Origin of the sequence: Phocaeicola abscessus CCUG 55929 (genome assembly GCF_000312445.1) — a bacterium.
Lineage (GTDB): Bacteria > Bacteroidota > Bacteroidia > Bacteroidales > Bacteroidaceae > Phocaeicola > Phocaeicola abscessus.
In genome coordinates, this window is record NZ_HE997184.1 from 169,904 (window position 1) to 192,152 (window position 22,249).

Sequence of the window (22,249 nt, forward strand, 5' to 3'; positions counted from 1 at the left end):
CATTTCGACTTGCAGAATACTATATATAATTTACTTTTGGGACACTAATCGTTTAATCCTAAATAAAACTCAACATGAAAAAATTAGTATTTCTTATGTTGACTGCAAGTCTCATTACAGCTTGTTCGTCAGAAGACCTTAGTCCAGGTGCTGAAACAGCACAGACCACTAACCAATCTGCGACTTCGTCAGTTTCAGTTTCGAACGAGGGTTACTTGGTGTTTCCCACAGTCCAGAGTCTACAAAATTTCGTGGAGCAATATTCGGAAGACGGCGCAGGAGCCTCTGCGTGTCAAAAATTTCTCCCTAACACAAGAGCAATTGGTGGGGCTCATTTTGAATCTGTAGCAGATTTGAGTGAACGTCTTGCTAATGGTCGCCATATAACACGCGCGAACTCTGAAGCTAGTATTGATCAAAAAGTCAACAGCATATCCAATGAGGACCTAAAAGGACTGGATGAGTTGGAAGAGATGACCCAAGACGAATATAATGTTATGAAGGCAGAGAATCTGCTCTTTGATGATATTATGACACACATGGTTGACACAACTCTTCGTGTATGCGTGGAAGGTAGACTTTATAAAATCACAGATCAGGGGACATTCTCCATTGATGTCAAGAAAGAGAAGCTGCTTGATGAATCTATCAGAACATTTAATCCTGAACTTAAGCTTAAAGTAAATCCAGGAGCTTCTGTCGCTCTTGATGAGAATGTTACTTTCACAAGAACATTCTCTGATAAAAGTATTCAATATTCTGAATTTGAGGCTGTAGACGAACCAATAACAGCAACTCTAACTCGAGCAGCATCTAATGACACATATACAGAGAATGCTTTTCACGTGGGTTATAATACGAACTCATATTTATGGAAGAATCATAGCGTGGTACAAAAGTTTTTCGATTGGCTCAGGGGCAAGGATGTGTCTCGCGAAAACAACTTCTCTAAAAAACATCGTGTTCAGATGAAAGTGTTTGATGTGAACTATGGATTTTATGCTAGTGCTGGTATAAAAGTAAATATGCAGAAAAGGAAAAAGTTCTTAGGCATCCCATATTGGAAAGGTGAAAAAGCTTCCAAGATCGTAATTGGATTTAATGGTTTAGATGGAGTTATGAAATACAACAATCCAAGAAACTATTCCACCATTAACCCTACAATGAATACGAATTGGAATACTTTCACGGGTGCAATAAATAATATTCAGTCAAAATTCTTCTATGGTAACTATCATAAATTGAAGTTCATAAAAGATTGGACAGACGATATAATATGCCTGATTCCCGAAATTAAGATTGGAGATAAAGATTGGCGTGAGAAGGTAGGCAACAAACTTTATGAAGCACCAGCGAAGGCCGTCTATTCTCAATTAAAATCATTGGAGAATAAGTATATCTATTCTCCAGTAAAGAAAAGAATTACACCAACAGATCCTATGATGGCTTACTTAGTATGGGGTAATACCAATATTGAGTTTAATAAGGAACATCCGTATATTACAGGAGTGAAAGAATACACTAATTGTAAATCAAAATCGGTAATCTTTGATAGATCATTCGGATTTTCGTTTACTAATGCTGGAGGCATTACAGGTTTCCTTCCTTCCGAGTTTGACATTAATAAACTGGATGTGTTTGGTGCCGCTTATTATGACAATCAATGGCGTGGAGTACGTTTCTATAAATATTAAGAATTATGTTAAGATGTATTGTCTTTTCAATCATGATAATGGTATCTTTTGCGTGTAACGCGCAAGAGATACCTGTCAAATGTCTTGAAACTGAATTTGGCTTTGGTATTACTTTGCCTCTTGACCAGTATCATGGTGGGGATAAATTAGTTGGACCATCATTAGCAGTGAATCTTCGATACAACATCAAGAACACACCTTGGGATTGTGGCTTTCTACTGCAGACGGATGGAGCACGGCGTGATTTCTGGCATGATAGGAATAGCGATAAATGGCAGACTAACAGAACTATGATTTTGGCCGCTACGGGTGGTTACAATTTTCGACAGGGGCAAAAAGTAAATCCTTTCATCAATGTCGCCTTAGGTGTTGGTTTTAATCAAACCGTGGGAGATGAGTTCATGGATATAAATGCAACATCCCCTGTAATAATGCCTAAAATTGGTGTGGAATTATGGCATATAATTAGAGTTAACACACATGTCATGGTAACACGTAAAGGATTTAACACCTATGGCTTAACCCTTGGATTAGTCTTGGGTGGACGACCTAATAAGAACTAAATGTAAGAACTGTTGTTATAAAGATAGAGGGTAAGTAAAAACAGCAATACTACTTATCCTCTATCCATCTTTTATCTGTATTAAACAGAAAATAAATTGTAACTTAACGTGAGTTCGACAAAATCAGATGTTTTAATCCGTCGAACTCACGTTAAATTATGATTTACCCAACAATCATGGAATACTCCTCTGTTAGTTTTATCGCTTGCACTTGCAGTTTAATGATTGCTTCAGAATAAGTTTCGATTTTGCGGAGCATTCTTTGGGCGGTAGCTGTTGAGTGGTAGCAGTTAAGTGTCTTGACTGCTTCATTATAGAGAACACCAATCTTATAAATTTGGGATATTATGTTAGTGAGTTCACGCATGTATTTCTCATTAGAAGAATTCTCTGTGATAACCTTGAAAGATTCTCCAAGTAATCTTGCCCTTAGATAATCGCTCTTTGTTTTTGCTCCAGACTTTCGATATAATTCGATGACTTTTTGCTGGTCTTTGGGATTAGGTATTCTGATATGCCATCTGTTCCATTTGGGGCAGGTGGTGCATTTGCCATCAGGCTTGTTTGTTTTCTTTCTTTTCATTGTTTCTATGTTTTCTAATCACGACTTTGGAGTGATTTAATCCCCTTTCGGGGCAAGGGTCTTTGTGGGACAAATGGCAATTTGTGGTACAAAGACACACCTTGCCAATATCAAGAAAGAGGTTGATAAGCCCCAGCTGTGTTACTGCATTCTGTGAATGCGGTAACTCGGCAGGGGTTTGCATTCGAGGAATGCAGTGGTTCAGAGTTTCCGCCATCTTTCCACATCCTCCTTGTATTGGTCGAGGTGTTCCCGAAGCACTTGTTCCACGTATCCTGAAACGCTCGCTCCCTGCTCACCGATTTTCCGCACCACGAAGTCCAATCTTCGTTGGGTTTCCTCTGACACATACACAGCTTTGCGATGGCTGTTGCGAAAGGGGCGGAGGTATTTCCCTTGAAACCGGGCTAAGTCCTCTCTGTCCTTGCCTTTCGTCTTGCTCTTACCCACTTGACGAGAAACTTCTTCCGTGCCCGTTTTAATTTTCTCTGAGCTGATTATTTTTTCCTCCGAAGCATCTTCATCATCTGAAGGGTCAAACATCGCAGTGCGCCGTGAAGGAATCCCGGTAGTTCCGTCCTCTGCCATCCGTTTCAGTGCTTCTTCCAATATTCTTTCTCGCTTCTCTTCCGCTGTCAATGGCTCTTCGGACAAAGCCTCTTCTTCATCATCTTCATCCATTTTTATAGGCTCAAATCTATTCTTCTCCTCTTCATAATCGGAGGGCTGGTCAAAATCGGGCAACTTTTCGGGCTTGCGGAGCTTAACGCCATAATTTCCCATATCTCTAATGGCTTGTTCCAAGCGCTGTTTCCTTTGTTCATCTATTCTTGCCATAATTTCTTGGGTATCGGGTTATAGTGTTTTTCAAGCATGGCTTGTATGTCGCTCTGCTTGTAGAGTATCTTCCCTCCGATTTTGTAGAAAGGAAGCGTTCCTGAGTTTCTGTACTCTTGGAGCGTACGTGTGCTGAGCTGTAATTGGCTGCAAACCTCTTCACCAGTGAGGTAAACCTCTCCACCCAACATCGGACGGGCAGTGGCGCAATAACGCTCCAGTTTCTTTAAGATGCCCTCCATCAGTTGTGCAAACATCTGCATCTGAGGGTCTTGCTGTGTAATGATTTCGTTCTCTGCCATTGTTTATTCATTTTTTGAGTTCAGTATCTCCATGATGTCACTCTCCTTGTAATAGCACTTATGTCCAATCATTGAATAAGGAATTTTACCCGTATCTCTGTATGATTGTAGGGTACGCTTGCTGATGCCCAAACGCTTGCACACGGCTTCGTTGTCGAGCCATTGCTCGGTCTCAGGAGGATTACCGATGAGTTTCTCCACACGATGGATAAAGTCTGCAAATTCGGAGCGATGTCGCTCCCACGCTTTGCGGTCGATGATAATGAGTTTCATTGCCTTAATTTTGTTTTGATTACTTTATTGTTACTCAGCAAACAAACTGTTATGCAGTCCATTGCCGTACTTCTCGGGTGCAAAAGTAAACCCTCGGAAGCACCGCTGCAAGAAATGAGGATAAGCAGGGAAATAGAAAGAAAGCAATAGAAAAACAAAGGAAATCCGTCTGTGTTATTGCGGTAATGAGATGAGGTGCCGGTTCGTTCCTTTTATTATTTTGTTGTTTTATCGATAATTCGATAGTTCGACAAATCGAGATGTCGAAGTGTCGATAGATAGTTTTATCGATAGATTATTTTGACGATATATAGTTTTGACAACAGATAGTCATGACAACAAATTGTACAAACAATAGATTGTCCGTATTATCGTCAGTCCTATCTGTTGTTAGTTGTTACGCCTTGCGTCCAAAGAGCCTGAGTATGCCGTATTCTTGTCGTGCCTATACTCTCTACGGCAGCCCAGCCCTGCAAGGTTGGGAGAGATGAATACGACCGCATGGATATAGAAAATGGCAATACCACCTTGAAACAGAAAAATCCTACGGTGGAGATTCTTCTCTCCATCCGCAGGACTCGACCTTGCAGGGCAGACAGGCTGCCGTTGTACCTTTGCACGATAAGAAACGGCATCAGGAACTTTGCGTGCGCCTTTGCCTACAACGCCTTCGGGCTTGCCTCCTCCGTCTGTTTGACCGTTGGCAGGTTGTTGCTCTCGATGAGCAGCACTATCGTGCCTGTCAGTTCGGTGTAAAGACGGTCGTATTGTCCGCTTGCGGCAAATGCGTCCGTCAGTTCATACTTGGCGAATGTGGCTTGAACAGCCTTGTCCGCCAACAATAAAAGCGAAAGCCTCTCGGGGAGCGGTGTAGGAAGTTCCCTCTCAAACTCGTCCTCCAAGACAGAAACAAGGGTATCGTACTTTGAGAAATGCAGTCCACTGAAAAGCACTTCACTTGCTATTCTTTCTGCTTCTAAATGATTAAAACCTTGCGCCACGGCATCGCAGTAGGCTGTCAGTGCCATGTCGGCTCTTGCCGTGATAAGCTCCTTGTCTCCCAATCGCTCGGGGTGATGTTCACTCATATAGCTTTCCAACTTCAATCGGAAGTAGGAAATTTCCTTTTTGTTCTTCTGTTTCATTGTTCTTCTTGTTAAAAAGTTGGACTTCTTTTTTTGAATCATTCATTACGGCTGTTACATCCCAATTATGGGACTTGACTTTTTCGGTGTTCTTGACGGACACAGCCGTAAGGCTTTACGCAGTACCCTTGTATGCTCACTACCCATCAGGGGTTGCATTTCCTTGGCAATCTTGCTCTTGGTCACCCGTGCATAAATCTCGGTCGTGGAGATAAAGCGATGCCCCAGCATCTTGCTCACCGTTTCTATCGGAAGTCCGTTCTCCAGACAGATGGTCGTGGCAAAGGTGTGCCGTGCGGTGTGCGAGGTCGCTTGGGTATGCGGTGGCAGTCCTGCCTTAATACATATCTCCTGAATAGTTCTATTGAAATTACTGTTGCTGGGAAACTCTCGAAAGAAAAGCCCCTCCCTTCGTCCGGGGCTCACTATGGCGAGTATTTTCTCGGCAATGGGCAGTAACGGGACAATACTTCTGTTCTGTGTCTTTGTGCGACAGAGCGATATGTACCTACGCCCATCCCCGAATGTATAAACATCGTCCATTCGGAGTTTCTTTAAGTCTGAGAATGCCAGCCCCGTGAAACAGCCCAAGAGGAAAATAAGTCTGCAATGGTTGTCCACTGAGCGGTGCGGACGGTAAGCCAAGAGTTTTTGCAGGTCGTCCGCCGTAAGTGCATTGCGCTCGTAGGTAGGCGTTTCTATGTCTATGAGTTCAAAAGGGTCTTCACGAACGTATCGCTCCTGCAATGCCTTGCGAATGACCTGATGCAAGTGGCGTAGGCGGTTGCCGACACTGCTTTCCTTGTTTCCCAAGTCCCGAAGCATGAAAAGGCGATAGTCCTCAAGCAAAGTCTTGTCCACCTCTGTGGGCATACAGTCTGCCCTGTCCCTTACTTGCAGGAAATGAACAAAACTCTTGTAGCTGTCCTTAAAAGCCCTGACGGTTGCCTTGCTTAAGGTTCTGCCCTGCAATTCCTCCTTGTATTCACAAACGGATTGATATAGCTCCGCAAGTGTTGGCATAGGGCGACTTTGCTGCATATAACGCTCCTTGAGGTATTCCGCCGTGATATAGTTTTCTTCCCTTAGTGTACGTTCATAGAGTGAATGCAAGCACTCTTCGATTGAGTTCAGTTGCAGATTGATGCCGCTTGAATTACCTGCTGTCGCCTTGATGCGCCCTTTTCGGGCAAGCCACTCATCGGGGGAAGTTTGCAACTGCGTGGAAAACGATGAGGACGTACCATTGCAGGTGATACGGCAACGGATTACGCATACTCCGTGTTCATTGGTCTTGCTTCTGTCCGTGTAGAATAGTATGGAAAATGTACTTTTCATTGTGCTGCGGTTTTAGTTGGTCAGTTGATAATGTGCGAGTTGTGGAAGTATTTTCTCTATGTCCAGAAAGACACGCTCGGGAGAAGTCTCCGCATACACTTGCGTGGTTTTGATTTGACTGTGTCCGAGCATTTTGGAAACGCTCTCAATGGACACGCCCTTCGACAGTGTCATCTGCGATGCGAAGGTATGCCGTGCCATGTGATAGGTCAGCGTTTTCTGAATACCGCAAAGCCGTGCTATCTTTTTGAGGTGTATGTTTACCGTGTCGCATCCGGGTATGGGCAGCAGATACCCCTTGGGCGGTTCGTGTCGGAAAGCCCTCGTGTGAATGCCCCGATAACGCTTGATAATGGCAGCGGCTTCGGGAAGTAGGGGGATGTGGCACACGTTGCCCGTCTTTATTCTCGGCTTGCGTATCCAAGTCATTCCCGCTTCGTGAAAGATGTGCTGCTCCGTCAAGTGATACACGTCGGTATAGGAAAGTCCCGTCAGGCAGGAGAAAAGGAACATATCCCTCGACACTTTTTCATAGCCTTGCAATTTATCTTCTCCCAAGGCTGCGATACGACTTACCTCCTCCCTCGTGATGTAACGTGGAGTACCCACTTCCCAACGAATGGAATGGTTGATGAAGGGATAGGTGTCAATGATATGCCGTTTATGCAGGTCTTTGAGCAAGGAAGCCAGCATGGAGAGATAACCAGCCGAAGTGTTGAGCTTGAAGCCCTTTTCTTTGGCGAAGTAGTCTTCCAAGTCCTTGACAAGGGCGGCATCGGCTTTCTGTACGGGAATATCCTCCACATGGTAGCGATACCTGACGAAGTTTGCCAGATGCTTGCGAAAGAGCAACAGGCATTTTAGTCTGCGTTCGCTGCGGTCTATGCCCACACGCTCACGGAAGCGGTCGATATACTCGTCCGTATGATAAAGCAGTCCCTGCGCCTCGCTGTTTAGCCCGAACACCAATTCCCGTACTCGCTCTGCCGTGATGGGAGCATCGGATTTACCCGAAAGAGACTCATAAACCTTGTGTATGCTCACTTGTAGGCGGTCAAGTTCCTTGTTTACCGATACGGCTTCGGCACTCTTGCCCAGCAGTCGGTTCTTGCGACTATCCCACAAACGAGGAGTACACGAGCATTTGCAACTGAACTGTACCATAGAGCGTCCTGCGCTGATGCGTCCCATGATGGGACTTTTTCCGTTTTTGTCCTGCGTACCTCTCTTGAGGTAGAAAAGCAGCTTGAATTTTTCTTTTTCCATTGTTTTTTACTTGCAAAATTACACTTCTTTGAGGAACTTTGAGCGATGCAAAACATTGATAATGAAAGAGAAAACACCGTTTTAGTTACCACTTTCAGCCGTCCTTTTCCTTTCATCGTTTGTCGAACGATTTGGTAACTGAACTCCCTCCTTTTCGCTCCCTTTTCTGCCTGTTTTCTATGATGCAACCCTAAGAAGAAACAAGCAATATCCGCTGTATTTCAGTCAGATATGAATTTTATGCCATATTCTGCTTTCTACTCCCATACTTCCGAACACAATACGACGGTTCACGGTGGTGGCTGGTCGATCCCGAAGGTTACGCCTTTCTGAGCGCCGGCATCGATTGCATATCCGCCTCGGCAAGCGGGCCGGTCATCGGGATCGAAGACTTGTTCGAATGGTTGCCCGACAGCGATCCAGCCTTCCGGGAAGCCGTATCGGAAAGGCACGACCTCCCCGCCGTCGACTTTTACGTAGCGAATCTGATCCGTATCTTCGGAAAAGACTGGAAAGCACGGTGGTCGGCGTTTACCGTCGACCTTCTGAAGAGTCTCCGCTTCAACACGGTGGGGAACTGGTCGGATCTCTCCTTCGCCCAGCATAGCGGCATTCCGTACGTGCTTCCCCTGAGAGATTTCCCGTCGACCGCAACCGTTGTCTATCGCGATTTTCCCGATGTATTCTCGGACGAATACAGACGGAATGCGGAAATCTTCGCACAACAATTGAACGACTACAAAGACGATCCTTATCTGATCGGCTATTTCCTCCGGAACGAACCCCAATGGGCTTTCGGTTATCATAACCTCGCCTATGAAATGTTCGCCACCCCCGGAGCTTCCGAGACGAAAAACACCTTCATCGACTGGCTGAAAACGAGGTACGGGGGCAACATCCATGCCCTCAACGAAACCTGGGGATTGAATCTGAAGGACTTCGAGGCCTTGAAAGCGGAAACTTTCAAGAATTACCCGTCGGAAACGGCAAAGACCGACTTCAACGATTTTTCCTCCGTCATGGTCAAGAAATACGTCGACGTCCCATGCGATGAAGTCGCGAAAGTCGACAAGCATCACCTGAACTTGGGCATGCGTTACGCCTGGATCAGTTCGGATTTGCTTTATAAAGCCGGCGAACGATTCGACGTCTTCTCGATCAACGGATACGGAATGTTTCCTCCCCCAACGGCCGAGATAGCAAAGAAAAGCGGGAAACCGGTCATGATCGGCGAATTCCATCACGGAGCCGTCGATCGCGCCTTGCCTGCCACCGGCATCATTGGTGTATTGTCTCAGGAAGATCGGGCGGCCGCTTATCGGAATTACATGGAAGAGGGGTTTTCACGACCGGAGTTGGTAGGAATGCACTACTTCCAGTGGGTAGATCAGCCTTACACCGGCCGGTTCGACGGAGAGAACTACAACATCGGAGTCGTCAACACAGCCGACATCCCTTACGAAGAACTGATGAAAGGGATGAAGCAAACCAACGGACGTATCTACGAAGTGGCTACCGGCAAAGCCCAGCCGTATCGCAAAGATATTCCTCCGACTCCGGCCATACATTATTAATTTCAGCATCGTCAATCAACTATAAAGGCCGACATGCGACTTCCGCAAAAGTCAAACGCAGTCTTTCTCGTGACCGACGGACGTAGGGTGCGGCAACCTTGCGAAGCCGTATGGCTTTTGCGGAGAACCTAACGCCTCATGAGGTAGCTCCGCTGCCCCTCATCAAACTTCTCGATGGCATATCGGAGCATCGTGCGAGGCATCTCGTGCCGATATCGTTCCACAAAAGAGAAAAGTCGCTGCACATCCCGTTTGCCAGCTTCGCGGAGCATCCAGCCCACTGCTTTATGAATCAAATCGTGGGGATGAGGCATCAGTTTCGCAGCCAAGGCATACGTGTCGTCCAGTTCATGCTTCTGGATAAAAGCGTATGTCGAAACGATAGCGATCCGATTGTCCCACAGCGATGCACTCTCAGCCAAGCGGTAAAGCACTTCATGCGACTTGCCCAGCAGGTATTCCCCCACTACCGTAGGAGCGGACAAATCGACCAGATCCCAATTGTTGACATATGCCGAATGAGCTAAATAGAAGGAGTACGCGTCCTCCCGCTCTTCTTCCGTTCCCTGCCTGCTCTTCAACACGAGGATAAGAAGTACGCATAACCGCACTTCGTGCCATTTCGAAACGATCGCGGGTTTCAATTCTTCGAACGAAGCCTTCCCATACCGTTTCGCAACAGCCCTTATATCCGGCACTACCACGCCGAGAAACCGATCACCTTCCGCATATTCGCCCTTCCCCGTCTTGAAGAAACGGGGCAAATGCAAGCGTTTCTCCTCTTTGGCATACGCCTGCAATACTGTCATTAGTTGTTCTTCCATATTCATCGCGACAAATATAAGGAGGATTTCTCGATCATGGAAATGCGAATTCCGAAAACGATGACGTCTTTTTCCTTTGACGGTACTACTATCATCTTCCAATCCTAATCTGAATAATTCTTATAGTTCACATATCCATACGGAACAGCGGATATCGCACACAATCCCATGACTAACCAACAGTAAAAAACATTTTTGTCAAACACCGCTATCAACCGCCGCTCCAAACCGTTTTCAGGTCGTCTTCTCGATGAATAGCTCCGCAAAGATACAACTTCACTCTTTACCTGCGATAATTTTAGTTCGCAGGTATGATAAAGAGAGGCGAAATCGGGAAATTTTCATTCCCAACGAAGAACCAAGCCGATCCGATGACCTCAATCTCAACGGATCGATCTCGAATTTCCACGACGCGATTCGGAATCCAATCTTCCATCAACGAGTATAAAAGATACACTTTTATGTTGAATAACATATCGCATCCTGTTCAAGTGTTTCAACTAAGCACTACTTTTACGTTGTTCATAATACATATCCGTTTAATTTATATCACACGTTCATGAAAAAAACATCATTGACAGCAGGTTTGGTATTCGCTATGCTAAACGCTTGCACTCCGTCACAGCAGAAGACAGTACTGACCCAATCGGGATTGAATCCCGAAAATTTCGAGACCATCGTCGGTACCCGACAAGTTCGCCTATATACATTGAAGAACAAGACCGGTATGGAAGTATGCATTACGAACTTCGGCGGGCGGATCGTTTCGATCTGGGTGCCGGATAAGAACGGCGAGATGAAAGATGTGGTGCTCGGCTTCGATCATATCAAAGATTATCAAACGATCCCCAGCGATTTCGGTGCCATCATCGGCAGATATGCCAACCGTATCGCATTTGGGAAGATCACCGTCGACGGCCGTACCTTCCAATTGCCGACCAATAATTACGGGCATACGCTGCACGGCGGGCCAGACGGCTGGCAATACCGCGTTTACGAGGCGACACAAACGGACGATCACACTTTGAAGTTAACGATGACTTCTCCCGACGGAGATATGAATTTTCCCGGCAACGTATCGGTAAGCGTCACCTATCAATTAACCGAAGACAACGCCATCGACATCCGTTACGAAGCCACTTCCGACAAGAAGACGGTCATCAACATGACCAACCACTCTTATTTCAACCTGAATGCAAACCCTGCCGAGGCGACTATGAACAATATCCTTTACGTAGCCGCCGACAGCATCACTCCCGTCGACAGCACGTTCATGACCACAGGCGAAATGATGGCGGTAGCCGGCACGCCGTTCGATTTCCGCACCCCTGCTCCGTTGACCGACAGAGTCACAGCCTTCGATCATGAACAGATCAGGTTCGGTCACGGAATCGACCATAACTTCGTATTGAACACAAAAGGCGACGACAGCCGGATAGCCGCCCGATTAGTGAGCCCCGTCACCGGCATCTCGTTGGAGGTTTATACCGACGAACCCGGCATCCAAGTCTATACCGGCAATTTCTTGGATGATACCGTAACGGGCAAAGACGGTATCACTTATCCGCAACGAGCGGCCGTGTGTTTGGAGACGCAACATTATCCGGATACTCCCAATAAACCACAATGGCCTTCCGCCTACCTGGAACCGGGAAAAACCTATCACAGCCATTGCATCTTTAAGTTCGGCGTAGTTCAATAAGTATCCAACAGCAAAAACAGCATAGCAGGCAAGCATGGAATAGGTGATGGATATAAATATTCATTGCATAAACCATGCTTGATGCAAAAGAATTGCCTATCTTTGTGGTAATAAAACCAAAATCATCATGAACGACCAGAAATTAATGAATCATGCAGCCGATAACATCCGTATCTTAGCTGCTTCCATGGTGGAAAAAGCCCGATCCGGGCATCCGGGCGGAGCAATGGGAGGCGCCGACTTCATCAATGTACTGTTTACTGAGTTCTTGCAATACGATCCGCAAAAGCCCGATTGGGAAGGGCGCGACCGCTTCTACTTAGACCCCGGCCATATGTCGCCCATGCTTTACGCCACACTCGCCTTAACCGGAAAATTCACCTTGACTGAGCTTCAGGAATTCCGGCAGTGGGGGGCACCTACCCCCGGACACCCCGAGCGCGATGTGAATCGCGGCATCGAAAACACCTCCGGACCGCTCGGGCAAGGCCACACCTTCGCCGTAGGCGCCGCCATGGCCGCCAAATTCCTCGCCGCCCGTACGGGAAACCCTACTTTCGCCAAAGAAACCGTCTATACCTATATCTCGGACGGCGGCATCCAAGAAGAGATCTCGCAAGGCGCAGGAAGAATCGCAGGAGCCTTAGGGCTCGATAACTTGATCATGTTCTACGATTCGAACGATATTCAGCTCTCTACCGAGACCAAGGACGTCACCACCGAGGATACGGCCATGAAATACCGGGCATGGAACTGGCACGTCATCGAAATCGACGGTAACGATTGCTACCAAATACGCGAAGCGCTATCGAAAGCAAAAGCCGAGACGGCACGCCCGACCATCATCATCGGCAAATGCATCATGGGAAAAGGGGCGCGTAAAGCAGATAACTCCTCTTACGAAAAGGATTGCAAGACTCACGGAGCCCCGTTGGGCGAGGGCGCCTATACTCATACAGTCCGTAACTTGGGCGGCGATCCGGAAAACCCATTCGTCGTCTTCGACGAGGTAAAGGAATTGTACGCCCAACGAAAGGAAGAACTGAAAAAGATAACGGACGCCCGCCATCGAGAAGAAGCCGAATGGGCTGCGTTGAATCCGGATATGGCCGTCCAACAAGCCGAATGGTTCGGCGGTAAAGCGCCAAAAGTAGACTGGCAAGCGATTCGGCAAAAGGCAGGTGTCGCCACGCGCAACGCTTCCGCCACCGTCCTCGGGATTTTAGCAGAACAAGTGCCGAACATGGTATGCGCCTCCGCCGACCTGTCGAATTCCGACAAAACGGATGGTTTTTTGAAAAAGACGCAAGCATTCCGGAAAGGCGATTTCAGCGGTGCCTTCTTCCAGGCCGGTGTTTCGGAACTGACAATGGCCTGTTGCTGCATCGGAATGATGTTGCACGGCGGCGTGATCGCGGCATGCGGCACCTTCTTCGTCTTTTCGGACTACATGAAACCAGCTATCCGCATGGCCGCATTGATGGAAATCCCGGTGAAATTCATCTGGACACACGATGCTTTCCGCGTAGGAGAAGACGGCCCCACCCACGAGCCGGTAGAACAGGAAGCCCAGATCCGCTTGATGGAAAAACTGAAGAATCATCATGGCAAGAACTCGATGCTGGTCGTCCGGCCCGCCGATGCGGAAGAAACGACCGTCGCATGGAAATTGGCGATGGACAATACAGATACCCCTACCGCACTGATCTTTTCTCGGCAAAACGTCGACATGCTGCCTCCAGGGAACGACTACAACCAAGCGACAAAAGGCGCCTATATCGTGAAAGGTTCCGACGAGAACCCCGACGTGATTTTAGTAGCCTCGGGTTCCGAAGTATCGACATTGGAAGCCGGTACAGTCCTACTGCGCCAAGACGGCATCAAAGTACGCATCGTGTCGGCACCTTCCGAAGGCCTGTTCCGTTCGCAGCCGAAAGCCTATCAGGAAAGCGTACTCCCCCCAAAGGCCAAAATATTCGGGTTGACCGCCGGTCTGCCCGTCAATCTCGAAGGCTTAGTCGGTGCAAACGGCCAGGTATTCGGTTTGGAATCCTTCGGGTTCAGCGCCCCCTACAAAGTTTTGGACGAGAAGTTAGGCTTCACGGCCGAAAACGTATACCATCAAGTTAAAGACATGCTGAAATGAGAACAATCGGATTAGCAGCTGACCATGCAGGCTTCGAATTGAAAGAATTCGCCAAGCGATGGCTGGAAACGAAAGGTTATGCAATCAAAGACTTCGGTACACACAGTACCGAAAGCTGCGATTACTCCGATTACGGACATGCATTGGCCTTCAGTGTCGAATCAGGAGAATGCGCCTTCGGCATAGCCGTTTGCGGATCGGGAGAAGGGATCGGTATGACGGTCAACAAACATCAGGGCATTCGAGCCGCCCTATGTTGGAAACCGGAGATCGCACGCTTAGCCCGTCAGCACAACGACGCCAACATCTTGGTCCTTCCGGGAAGATTCATCTCTCAAGAGGAAACAGTTCCTGTCTTGGAAGCATTCTTCGATAGCGAGTTTGAGGGAGGACGCCATCTGCGTCGGATAAAAAAGATCCCACTATTCCCTCGCCCGTGAAGGTGAAATCGTCTCGATCACTTTCCATCTAGGCTTTTAAAAAAGAATAGTAATAAAAGTAAAAAAAGAGAAGCTTTCTCACTTCTCTTTTTTTAATTGCTTATATTTGCTATGAAAAACCGCAAATAAACGTACGATGATGAAAAAAGTTTTACTTATGATATGCTGTGGCGCAGCCCTCTCGAACATCGCCTTCGCACAAGACGACAGCAAATACTTAGCAGGGGCCGTCCCTGTAATCGATGGGAAAGTTACATTCAATTCGACGATCAATGCCCCTACGCTTACCAAAGAAGAACTTTTTAGGGTGATGAAAAATTGGGCGACCGATTATTTCAAGCCCCAAGCTGCCGACAAAGAGAAATTAATCCCCCGTATCCTGTTGAGCAACGAAGCAGATGGCTCGATCGCCGCTTATGGCGAAGAATATATGATCTTCAATTCCTCATTCCTCTCATTAGACCGCACGCGCATCAACTATCACTTCTTTATTACATGTAGCAACGGCCGATGCGAGTTGTCGATGACACACATCCATTACCTCTACGACGAAGAGCGTGACGGGGGCATCAAATACGATGCCGACACGTGGATCGACGATAAGACCGCTCTGAATAAAAAGAAGACGAAACTTGCCCCTCTCTGCGGAAAATTTCGTAGAAAAACGATCGATTTGAAAGAGGAACTTTTCAAATCGGCTCAAAATGCTATCGGAACTTATCTCATCAGTCTCGACCAGCAGAAGAACCCGCAGATGCATACGGCTAAGACACCGACTGCCCCGGCAGTAACTTTAACGCAAAACGCAGGAAACGACCTAAGGGAACAAGTCGACGGAGAGACTTCGAATGCCGCCGTAACCACCTCCGAAGCCGCAAAGGAATCGTCCGCTACGGAAAACCGGATTAAAACGACATCTCATATAACGGTCGTAGCAAATGACGAGGAATTCACTTTAGGAAACGATGCTTGGGGCGGACTCGGAGAAATGTTCGGCAAGAAAGTCGCATTCATTCTGATCGACACGCAAAAGACCATGGCCAATATGATGCTCGTCCGCAATGAAACTTACGAAATTCGTTTCTATCAGGAGGACGGACATCACGAACCTTCGTCAATCATAAAATGCAAAAAGTTCATGCAACAAACTATGGAAGGCGCCGAAGCAACCAAAATAAACGGGAATGCCAATCCCCGAAGCGCCTATAACATGTATGTAGGTGAAATTATAGAATAAGAAAGGAAACAAATACTTAGGTATTTACGGAAAAAATATTTTATTTTTCTGTTCGGCTCATGATAGTTTATGTAAATTTAGTGTATATTTGTAAGAAATAAAAAAGAGAGCGATCATGAAGAATAGGCTGTTAGAAATAAAAGATTTAATTCGAAAAGATGAAGTAAACACCGCCATCATGCTCCTCGAAAATTACATCAGCCGTAACCCGGAAAACGATGAGGCTTATTATCTTCTCGGCAATCTGTATCGGAAACAAGGGAATTGGCAAATGGCGCTAAACAACTACTCAGAAGCTATCGAAAGGAATCCCGATGGTCCAGCCGTTCAAGCCTATTCCATGTTAATGGATATTTTAAATTTCTACAACAAGGATATGTATAACCAATAATAACTGACTTATGGGGAAGATCAAAGGTGCAATCGTGGTAAATACGGAGCGATGTAAAGGCTGCGGACTATGTGTAATAGCTTGCCCGTTACACATCGTTGCACTCACTACAAAGCAAGTCAACAAAAAAGGATATGTGTTCGCGCAACAAGTGGAGGACGATACCTGCACGGGGTGTACATCCTGCGCTATCGTTTGCCCGGATGCATGTATAACGGTTTATAGGGTCAAAGAACAATAAAGGAACTCACTATGGCAGCAGAAGATGTAGTTTTAATGAAGGGCAATGAAGCCATCGCCCAAGCAGCCATCAACTTCGGCGTGGATGCTTATTTCGGTTATCCGATTACTCCGCAGTCGGAAGTTTTGGAAACGCTCGCCGCCTTGAAACCGTGGGAAACGACAGGTATGGTAGTAGTCCAGGCGGAAAGCGAATTAGCAGCTATCAATATGGTGTACGGAGGCGCCGGAAGCGGGAAAATGTGCATGACCTCCTCCTCGAGTCCGGGCGTGAGCTTAAAACAGGAAGGTATATCCTACCTTGCAGGTGCGGAACTTCCCTGTTTAATCGTCAACGTGATGAGGGGAGGTCCCGGACTGGGGACGATCCAGCCCAGTCAGGCAGATTATTTTCAAACAGTAAAAGGCGGAGGGCACGGCGATTATCGCCTGATCACCTTAGCGCCGGCATCCGTTCAGGAGATGGCCGACCATGTCGGTCTGGCTTTCGATTTGGCTTTCAAATATCTCAATCCGGCCATCATCCTCGCCGACGGAGTCATCGGTCAGATGATGGAAAAAGTCGTTTTACCCCCCCCCCGCCGCCGATTGACTGACGAAGAAGTCATCGCTCGTTGCCCTTGGGCTGCGAACGGGCGGACGAACGGCAGAGCTCCCAATATTATCACCTCCTTAGAGCTCGACCCGGCTATCATGGAGAAGCGCAATATTCACCTTCAGGAGAAATACAAAACGATTCAGGAGAAAGAAGTGCGCTTTGAGGAGATAACATGCGAAGACGCCGAATATCTTATCGTAGCGTTCGGATCGTGCGCGCGTATTGCGTTAAAGGCCGTCGAAGGGGCGCGTTCCGAAGGCATTAAAGTCGGTTTGCTCCGTCCCATCACGTTGTGGCCGTTTCCGGACAAGACGATTGCCGAACGAGCCAAACGGGTAAAAGGAATACTTGTCGTCGAGCTGAATGCCGGACAAATGGTTGAAGATGTCAAACTTGCCGTCGAATGCAAGATCCCCGTCGAACATTTCGGCAGATTAGGCGGCATCGTTCCCGATCCGGATGAAGTGATCGCCGCATTGAAAGAGAAAATCGTGAAATAAATCGAATCGTATGAATACAATTGCTCTCAGAAACGTATTGAATATCATCTTTCTCGCCTTGGCGATCGTGGCGGTCATCCTTTACTTCACAGCAGGATTTACCGTATTCATCTATGTATGCGCTGTCGCCATCTTCGTGAAATTGATAGAATTCTCTTTACGATTCATGTTTTAACCAATAGGAGATTAGATTATGACAAGAGAAGAAATCATAAAGCCCGAGAATATCGTATATACCAAACCCGTCCTCATGAACGATAACCCCATGCACTACTGCCCGGGCTGCAGTCACGGAGTGGTTCACAAACTCATTGCGGAAGTTATCGAAGAGATGGGCATGGAGCACAAAACTGTCGCCATCTCGCCCGTGGGATGTTCTGTCTTTGCCTACAATTACTTGGATATCGATTGGCAAGAAGCCGCTCACGGCAGAGCGCCGGCACTGGCAACCGCCGTCAAACGGCTTTGGCCCGACAGATTGGTCTTTACCTATCAAGGCGACGGCGACTTGGCCTGCATCGGTACGGCCGAAACCATCCATGCCTTGAATCGCGGGGAGAACATCACGATCATCTTCATCAACAACGCTATTTACGGGATGACTGGCGGACAGATGGCCCCGACGACCTTGCTCGGCATGAAGACAGCGACGTGCCCCTACGGCCGCGATCCGAAGCTCCACGGCTATCCGTTAAAGATGGCCGACATCGCCGCCCAGCTCGAGGGTACTTGTTATGTGACCCGGCAATCGGTCGACACCGTCGCCCGTATCCGTCGCGCCAAAAAAGCGATTCGGAAAGCGTTCGACAACTCCATGCAGGGCAAAGGTTCCAACCTCGTCGAAATCGTCTCGACGTGTAATTCCGGTTGGAAAATGAGTCCGGTAAAATCAAACCAATGGCTGGAACAGAATATGGTTCCGTCTTACCCTTTGGGCGATTTAAAAGATGTCGCACAGGTTACCACGCCGAATGTATTCAATTTAGCTCTCGCAGAAAATAATTAAAAAACATGAAACAAGAAATAATCATAGCAGGATTCGGAGGACAAGGAGTTTTGTCGATGGGCAAAATCCTGGCTTACTCCGGACTGATGGAAGACAAAGAAGTGACCTGGATGCCCGCCTACGGCCCCGAGCAACGCGGCGGTACCGCCAACGTAACGGTCATCGTCAGCGACGACCGCATCTCCTCTCCCATCTTGAGCCAATACGATACCGCCATCATCCTCAATCAACCTTCATTGGCCAAGTTCGAAAGCAAAGTCAAATCCGAAGGAATCCTCATTTACGATGGTTACGGCATCATCGAACCTCCTACGCGCAAAGACATTCAAGTCTATCGGATCGATGCGATGGACGAGGCCAACGAGCGGGGAATGGCGAAAACGTTCAACATGATGGTCCTGGGAGGGCTGCTGAAACTGAGGCCGGTCGTATCTATCGAAAGCGTGATAAAGGCCCTGCGCAAGACCTTGCCGGAACGACATCACCACCTGATTCCCGAGAACGAAGAAGCGATCCGCATCGGTATGGACATTATCAGAAAAGTAGAATGAGTTTGCGTGCTTTGTTCCCGCTCATGAAAAGAAAGGGGTTCTTCCTCACCGTCGCTTTCTGGTGCTGTCAAGCCGGTTTAATGGCGCAGCTAAACAACGGCCTCGGTTCATCGGCCAGCGGGTTGTCGATGGGAAATCGCGACAGGAACGGCAACCCGATCGATACCACGGCTGTGGTGGATGCCAATACCGTCCCCATCGGGTTGTTTTCGTGGAAGATCGACCGCCGCTTCGGCGACGTCGCCAACGTTCCCGTCGATACGCTCGAACATCAGTTCCAAAACACGAATATGACGGACGGAATGACCGGTCAATACAACTTTTTGGGGAACTTAGGTGCTCCGCGATTAAGTCGCATCTACTTCGATCGGCGGGATTGGAGCCAATTCATCTTTACCGATCCTTACGATTTCAGTGTCATCCGTCCGGAAGACCTGATCTTTACAAATACGAAATCGCCTTTTACCAATCTGAGCTACTACAAAGAATTCGACAGTCAAAACGGCGAAGAACGCTTCAAATCGTATTTCGCCATCAACGCCAACAGGAAATTGAACTTCGGCTTTTATGCCGACTATATCTACGGACGCGGACATTATACCGATCAATCCACCGCTTTGTTCAACGGCGGCGTATTCTCGTCGTATAGAGGCGACAAATACGCCATGCACTTCATCTTTAACAACGATAACTTGAAAGTAGCCGAAAACGGAGGCATCTCGGACGACAGATACATCACCAATCCGTTGGATATGGCCGAAGGGAAGCGACAATACAAATCGTACGATATCCCCGTGAACCTGCAACAGGTCTGGAATCACCATACGAGCTATCACGCTTTCTTAACTCATCGGTACAGCCTCGGCTTTCACAGGGAGAAGACCGATTCCGTAACAAAAGATTCCGTCAGAACCGTCCGGATATTCGTTCCGGTCACCAGCTTTATTCACACTTTCCAGTACGATACCAATCAACGGAAGTACATCTCGTACAACGTCAAGCAAAATCAGACATACTGGAAGAATCAGTATTTAGGAAACGATTCCGTGGATCAAACTCACCGGATATCCGTCAAAAACACGTTCGCCCTCGAATTGAAAGAGGGTTTCAACAAATGGGCGCAGGTCGGTCTGACCGCTTTCATCTCCCACGAGTACCGCAGTTTCTCGCTGCCCGACAGTGTTCTGAACAAAAACGTCCGGCAAAGAACGACCTATAAGGAGAACGTGATCTCGGTAGGAGGTCGATTGGCCAAACGCTTAGGGAAAACCATCCATTACAAAGCCTTGGGCGAACTGGCGATAGCCGGCGAAGATGCCGGACAATTCACTTTGGAAGGAAACGCCGACTTGAACATCCGACTGCTTGGCGATACGGTCCGGCTGGATTTGAACGGCTTCGTAAAGAACCAACATCCGGTCTTCTATTTCCGGCACTTCCATTCCAAACATTATTGGTGGGATAACGAATGGGATAAGACGATGCGAACCCGTATCGAAGGGAAATTGAGTTTCGACAAGTTCGGAACCGTAGTCCGGGCGGGTGTCGAGAATATCAAAAACTATGTTTACCTGACCAACACGAGCAGCGCGGTGACTGATTCGGAGGGAAAAACCACGAGATTCTTAAACGATGCCGCCGTGAAACAAGACGACGGGAATATCCAAGTACTGACAGCTCAGATTCAACAGCGCTTCCACGTAGGCATTCTGCACGTGGATGCGGAAGCTACTTACCAGAAATCGAGCAAAAAAGACGCGCTCCCCTTGCCGCCTTTATCGGTGTACGGAAATATCTACCTCCAGACGGCGCTTGCCAAAAAAGTGCTCCGCATCGAATTGGGCGCCGACGTGCGTTACTTCACCAAATACAACGCCCCCGACTATGCCGTGGCTATGGGGCAATATTATTTGCAGAACCCCGACAACATCGTCTCTATCGGGGGATATCCGATCGTCAACGCCTATGTGAACATGCACCTGAAACGAACGAGAATCTTCGTCATGATGTCGCACCTCAATGAGGGGTCAGGCAGTTCGAATTACTTCCTCGCTCCTCACTACCCCATTAATCCAAAAATCTTTAAGATCGGATTGTCGTGGAATTTCTTCGACTAACTCTAATACGTATGATCGTACCTGTCAAGCCGGAAAGAAGACTCCGAAAAAAGAAATTAAAGAGAAACGGATACCTATTTCTGTCGATTCTTCTGTCGGGGACTCTCTCGCTGCTTTCTATCAAGTGCCGAGAAAGCAAACATGAATATGTTCCGAGAGATTATCCGGAAATCTTGACTTCGGGCGTGCTCCACGCCGTCACCGAATACAATTCCATCAGCTTCTATGCCCGTACGGACACGGTGGAAGGTTTCCATTACGAGCTATTGCAGGCTTTTGCCAAGAGTAAAGGATTGAAAGTGGAGATCGTTCCAAAAATGAACTTCGACGAGCGACTGAAGGGCGTTCTCTCCGGGAGGTACGACCTATTGGCCAACAGCACGCCCACCACCAGCGAACTCTCAGACACCCTGAGCTTTACCCATCCGATCCTCGTAAGCAAACAGATTCTTGTACAACGGATGGCTCTCGAGGGAAACGACACGACCTTTATCCACAACCACTTAGAGCTGGCAAACAAAATCATTCATGTAGCAAAGGGCTCACCGGTAATTAGTCGCATCCGGAACTTAAGCAACGAGATCGGCGAGAACATCCAAGTGAAGGAAATCGAACGATACGGACCGGAACAATTACTGGCACTGGTCTCCAACGGTGATATCGACTATGCCGTCTGCGACGAAAATACGGCCAAAGCCTCGCTGGTCGACTTCCCCAACCTGGACATCGGCATGGATATCAGCTTCTCGCAATTCTACTCGTGGGGTGTCAACAAACGATCCCCCATATTGTTAGACAGCCTGAACAGCTGGTTGGACCACTTCCTCCCCACGAGAGACTTCAGGAGGCTGAAAGAAAAATACTTTCGATAGCGGTTCGGAAAAATACCAAAATCTTACTATCTTTGTGAAGCGTATGAAAA

General features: G+C 47.6%; 23 protein-coding genes. 15 read left to right on the plus strand and 8 right to left on the minus strand.

Annotated elements, in window-relative coordinates:
• The first annotated feature begins 74 nt into the window (after positions 1-74).
• Positions 75-1,694 (plus strand): hypothetical protein, encoded by a 1,620-nt coding sequence (locus tag BN102_RS07185; RefSeq protein ID WP_004351965.1) that lies wholly within the window; start codon positions 75-77, stop codon positions 1,692-1,694.
• A gap of 5 nt (positions 1,695-1,699) precedes the next feature.
• Complete coding sequence (locus BN102_RS07190) at positions 1,700-2,257, plus strand: hypothetical protein (protein WP_023925222.1); 558 nt, start codon at positions 1,700-1,702, stop codon at positions 2,255-2,257.
• 163 nt (positions 2,258-2,420) lie between these two features.
• Here the strand turns inward: BN102_RS07190 and BN102_RS07195 are convergent, their stop codons facing one another.
• The 7 genes from BN102_RS07195 to BN102_RS07225 form a co-directional block, all read right to left on the minus strand.
• Complete coding sequence (locus BN102_RS07195) at positions 2,421-2,840, minus strand: plasmid mobilization protein (RefSeq protein WP_006950436.1); 420 nt, start codon at positions 2,838-2,840, stop codon at positions 2,421-2,423.
• A 201-nt stretch (positions 2,841-3,041) separates the two neighbouring features.
• Positions 3,042-3,677 (minus strand): DUF3408 domain-containing protein, encoded by a 636-nt coding sequence (locus BN102_RS07200; protein ID WP_006950437.1) that lies wholly within the window; start codon positions 3,675-3,677, stop codon positions 3,042-3,044.
• Positions 3,665-3,979, minus strand: coding sequence for a helix-turn-helix domain-containing protein (locus tag BN102_RS07205; RefSeq protein WP_004352047.1), 315 nt, complete (start codon positions 3,977-3,979; stop codon positions 3,665-3,667). The genes BN102_RS07200 and BN102_RS07205 overlap by 13 nt, the downstream gene beginning before the upstream one ends.
• Positions 3,980-3,982: 3 nt before the next feature.
• Positions 3,983-4,252, minus strand: coding sequence for a helix-turn-helix domain-containing protein (locus BN102_RS07210; RefSeq protein WP_004351902.1), 270 nt, complete (start codon positions 4,250-4,252; stop codon positions 3,983-3,985).
• A 659-nt stretch (positions 4,253-4,911) separates the two neighbouring features.
• Positions 4,912-5,397, minus strand: a complete 486-nt coding sequence (locus BN102_RS07215; protein ID WP_019208443.1) for a DUF1896 domain-containing protein — start codon at positions 5,395-5,397, stop codon at positions 4,912-4,914.
• Between the two features lie 54 nt (positions 5,398-5,451).
• Positions 5,452-6,735: a site-specific integrase gene (locus tag BN102_RS07220; RefSeq protein ID WP_004351954.1), complete on the minus strand. Its 1,284-nt coding sequence runs from the start codon at positions 6,733-6,735 to the stop codon at positions 5,452-5,454.
• 12 nt (positions 6,736-6,747) lie between these two features.
• Positions 6,748-8,001: a site-specific integrase gene (locus BN102_RS07225; RefSeq protein ID WP_004352001.1), complete on the minus strand. Its 1,254-nt coding sequence runs from the start codon at positions 7,999-8,001 to the stop codon at positions 6,748-6,750.
• 392 nt (positions 8,002-8,393) lie between these two features.
• On the opposite strand from BN102_RS07225, the gene BN102_RS07230 reads away from it, so the two are divergent.
• Positions 8,394-9,575, plus strand: coding sequence for a beta-galactosidase (locus BN102_RS07230; protein ID WP_019208444.1), 1,182 nt, complete (start codon positions 8,394-8,396; stop codon positions 9,573-9,575).
• A 128-nt stretch (positions 9,576-9,703) separates the two neighbouring features.
• Here BN102_RS07230 and BN102_RS07235 read toward each other — a convergent pair whose 3' ends face one another.
• Positions 9,704-10,405 (minus strand): DNA alkylation repair protein, encoded by a 702-nt coding sequence (locus tag BN102_RS07235; protein ID WP_019208445.1) that lies wholly within the window; start codon positions 10,403-10,405, stop codon positions 9,704-9,706.
• A 553-nt stretch (positions 10,406-10,958) separates the two neighbouring features.
• Here BN102_RS07235 and BN102_RS07240 point away from each other — a divergent pair.
• From BN102_RS07240 to BN102_RS07285, 12 genes are all read left to right on the plus strand, one after another.
• Positions 10,959-12,101 carry an aldose epimerase family protein gene (locus BN102_RS07240; RefSeq protein ID WP_019208447.1) on the plus strand — a complete coding sequence of 381 codons (1,143 nt, stop codon included), beginning with the start codon at positions 10,959-10,961 and terminating at the stop codon, positions 12,099-12,101.
• A gap of 127 nt (positions 12,102-12,228) precedes the next feature.
• Positions 12,229-14,247, plus strand: a complete 2,019-nt coding sequence (locus tag BN102_RS07245; protein ID WP_019208448.1) for a transketolase family protein — start codon at positions 12,229-12,231, stop codon at positions 14,245-14,247.
• A complete protein-coding gene (gene rpiB, locus BN102_RS07250) occupies positions 14,244-14,687 on the plus strand; it encodes a ribose 5-phosphate isomerase B (RefSeq protein WP_019208449.1) in 444 nt (147 codons plus the stop codon). The genes BN102_RS07245 and rpiB overlap by 4 nt, the downstream gene beginning before the upstream one ends.
• Before the next feature lie 136 nt (positions 14,688-14,823).
• The gene (locus BN102_RS07255; RefSeq protein ID WP_019208450.1) at positions 14,824-15,924 is read left to right on the plus strand and encodes a DUF4468 domain-containing protein; all 1,101 of its coding nucleotides are present in this window, start codon (positions 14,824-14,826) and stop codon (positions 15,922-15,924) included.
• Between the two features lie 115 nt (positions 15,925-16,039).
• Positions 16,040-16,315 (plus strand): tetratricopeptide repeat protein, encoded by a 276-nt coding sequence (locus BN102_RS07260; protein WP_019208451.1) that lies wholly within the window; start codon positions 16,040-16,042, stop codon positions 16,313-16,315.
• Positions 16,316-16,325: 10 nt separating this feature from the next.
• Positions 16,326-16,556 (plus strand): 4Fe-4S dicluster domain-containing protein, encoded by a 231-nt coding sequence (locus BN102_RS10745; protein ID WP_083867216.1) that lies wholly within the window; start codon positions 16,326-16,328, stop codon positions 16,554-16,556.
• A gap of 11 nt (positions 16,557-16,567) precedes the next feature.
• Entirely contained in the window at positions 16,568-17,653 is a 1,086-nt protein-coding gene (locus BN102_RS07265; protein WP_019208452.1) for a 3-methyl-2-oxobutanoate dehydrogenase subunit VorB, read from the plus strand.
• A 10-nt stretch (positions 17,654-17,663) separates the two neighbouring features.
• The gene (locus BN102_RS11030; protein WP_019208453.1) at positions 17,664-17,828 is read left to right on the plus strand and encodes a hypothetical protein; all 165 of its coding nucleotides are present in this window, start codon (positions 17,664-17,666) and stop codon (positions 17,826-17,828) included.
• 18 nt (positions 17,829-17,846) lie between these two features.
• The gene (locus BN102_RS07270; protein WP_019208454.1) at positions 17,847-18,659 is read left to right on the plus strand and encodes a thiamine pyrophosphate-dependent enzyme; all 813 of its coding nucleotides are present in this window, start codon (positions 17,847-17,849) and stop codon (positions 18,657-18,659) included.
• 5 nt (positions 18,660-18,664) lie between these two features.
• Positions 18,665-19,210: a 2-oxoacid:ferredoxin oxidoreductase subunit gamma family protein gene (locus tag BN102_RS07275; protein WP_019208455.1), complete on the plus strand. Its 546-nt coding sequence runs from the start codon at positions 18,665-18,667 to the stop codon at positions 19,208-19,210.
• A gap of 23 nt (positions 19,211-19,233) precedes the next feature.
• Positions 19,234-21,327 (plus strand): putative porin, encoded by a 2,094-nt coding sequence (locus tag BN102_RS07280; protein WP_019208456.1) that lies wholly within the window; start codon positions 19,234-19,236, stop codon positions 21,325-21,327.
• Between the two features lie 11 nt (positions 21,328-21,338).
• Positions 21,339-22,199 (plus strand): transporter substrate-binding domain-containing protein, encoded by an 861-nt coding sequence (locus BN102_RS07285; protein ID WP_019208457.1) that lies wholly within the window; start codon positions 21,339-21,341, stop codon positions 22,197-22,199.
• The last annotated feature ends 50 nt before the right edge of the window (positions 22,200-22,249 follow it).

Bases quoted from the DNA above. Each gene is read 5' to 3' on its own strand.
- BN102_RS07225 (WP_004352001.1), bottom strand. From the start codon at position 8,001: ATGGAAAAAGAAAAATTCAAGCTGCTTTTCTACCTCAAGAGAGGTACG.
- BN102_RS07195 (WP_006950436.1), bottom strand. From the start codon at position 2,840: ATGAAAAGAAAGAAAACAAACAAGCCTGATGGCAAATGCACCACCTGC.
- BN102_RS07270 (WP_019208454.1), top strand. From the start codon at position 17,847: ATGACAAGAGAAGAAATCATAAAGCCCGAGAATATCGTATATACCAAA.
- rpiB (WP_019208449.1), top strand. From the start codon at position 14,244: ATGAGAACAATCGGATTAGCAGCTGACCATGCAGGCTTCGAATTGAAA.
- BN102_RS07265 (WP_019208452.1), top strand. From the start codon at position 16,568: ATGGCAGCAGAAGATGTAGTTTTAATGAAGGGCAATGAAGCCATCGCC.
- BN102_RS07285 (WP_019208457.1), top strand. From the start codon at position 21,339: ATGATCGTACCTGTCAAGCCGGAAAGAAGACTCCGAAAAAAGAAATTA.
- BN102_RS07185 (WP_004351965.1), top strand. From the start codon at position 75: ATGAAAAAATTAGTATTTCTTATGTTGACTGCAAGTCTCATTACAGCT.
- BN102_RS07210 (WP_004351902.1), bottom strand. From the start codon at position 4,252: ATGAAACTCATTATCATCGACCGCAAAGCGTGGGAGCGACATCGCTCC.
- BN102_RS07245 (WP_019208448.1), top strand. From the start codon at position 12,229: ATGAACGACCAGAAATTAATGAATCATGCAGCCGATAACATCCGTATC.
- BN102_RS07255 (WP_019208450.1), top strand. From the start codon at position 14,824: ATGATGAAAAAAGTTTTACTTATGATATGCTGTGGCGCAGCCCTCTCG.
- BN102_RS07220 (WP_004351954.1), bottom strand. From the start codon at position 6,735: ATGAAAAGTACATTTTCCATACTATTCTACACGGACAGAAGCAAGACC.
- BN102_RS07260 (WP_019208451.1), top strand. From the start codon at position 16,040: ATGAAGAATAGGCTGTTAGAAATAAAAGATTTAATTCGAAAAGATGAA.
- BN102_RS07190 (WP_023925222.1), top strand. From the start codon at position 1,700: ATGTTAAGATGTATTGTCTTTTCAATCATGATAATGGTATCTTTTGCG.
- BN102_RS07235 (WP_019208445.1), bottom strand. From the start codon at position 10,405: ATGAATATGGAAGAACAACTAATGACAGTATTGCAGGCGTATGCCAAA.
- BN102_RS07200 (WP_006950437.1), bottom strand. From the start codon at position 3,677: ATGGCAAGAATAGATGAACAAAGGAAACAGCGCTTGGAACAAGCCATT.
- BN102_RS07205 (WP_004352047.1), bottom strand. From the start codon at position 3,979: ATGGCAGAGAACGAAATCATTACACAGCAAGACCCTCAGATGCAGATG.
- BN102_RS07280 (WP_019208456.1), top strand. From the start codon at position 19,234: ATGAAAAGAAAGGGGTTCTTCCTCACCGTCGCTTTCTGGTGCTGTCAA.
- BN102_RS07215 (WP_019208443.1), bottom strand. From the start codon at position 5,397: ATGAAACAGAAGAACAAAAAGGAAATTTCCTACTTCCGATTGAAGTTG.
- BN102_RS10745 (WP_083867216.1), top strand. From the start codon at position 16,326: ATGGGGAAGATCAAAGGTGCAATCGTGGTAAATACGGAGCGATGTAAA.
- BN102_RS07275 (WP_019208455.1), top strand. From the start codon at position 18,665: ATGAAACAAGAAATAATCATAGCAGGATTCGGAGGACAAGGAGTTTTG.
- BN102_RS07240 (WP_019208447.1), top strand. From the start codon at position 10,959: ATGAAAAAAACATCATTGACAGCAGGTTTGGTATTCGCTATGCTAAAC.
- BN102_RS11030 (WP_019208453.1), top strand. From the start codon at position 17,664: ATGAATACAATTGCTCTCAGAAACGTATTGAATATCATCTTTCTCGCC.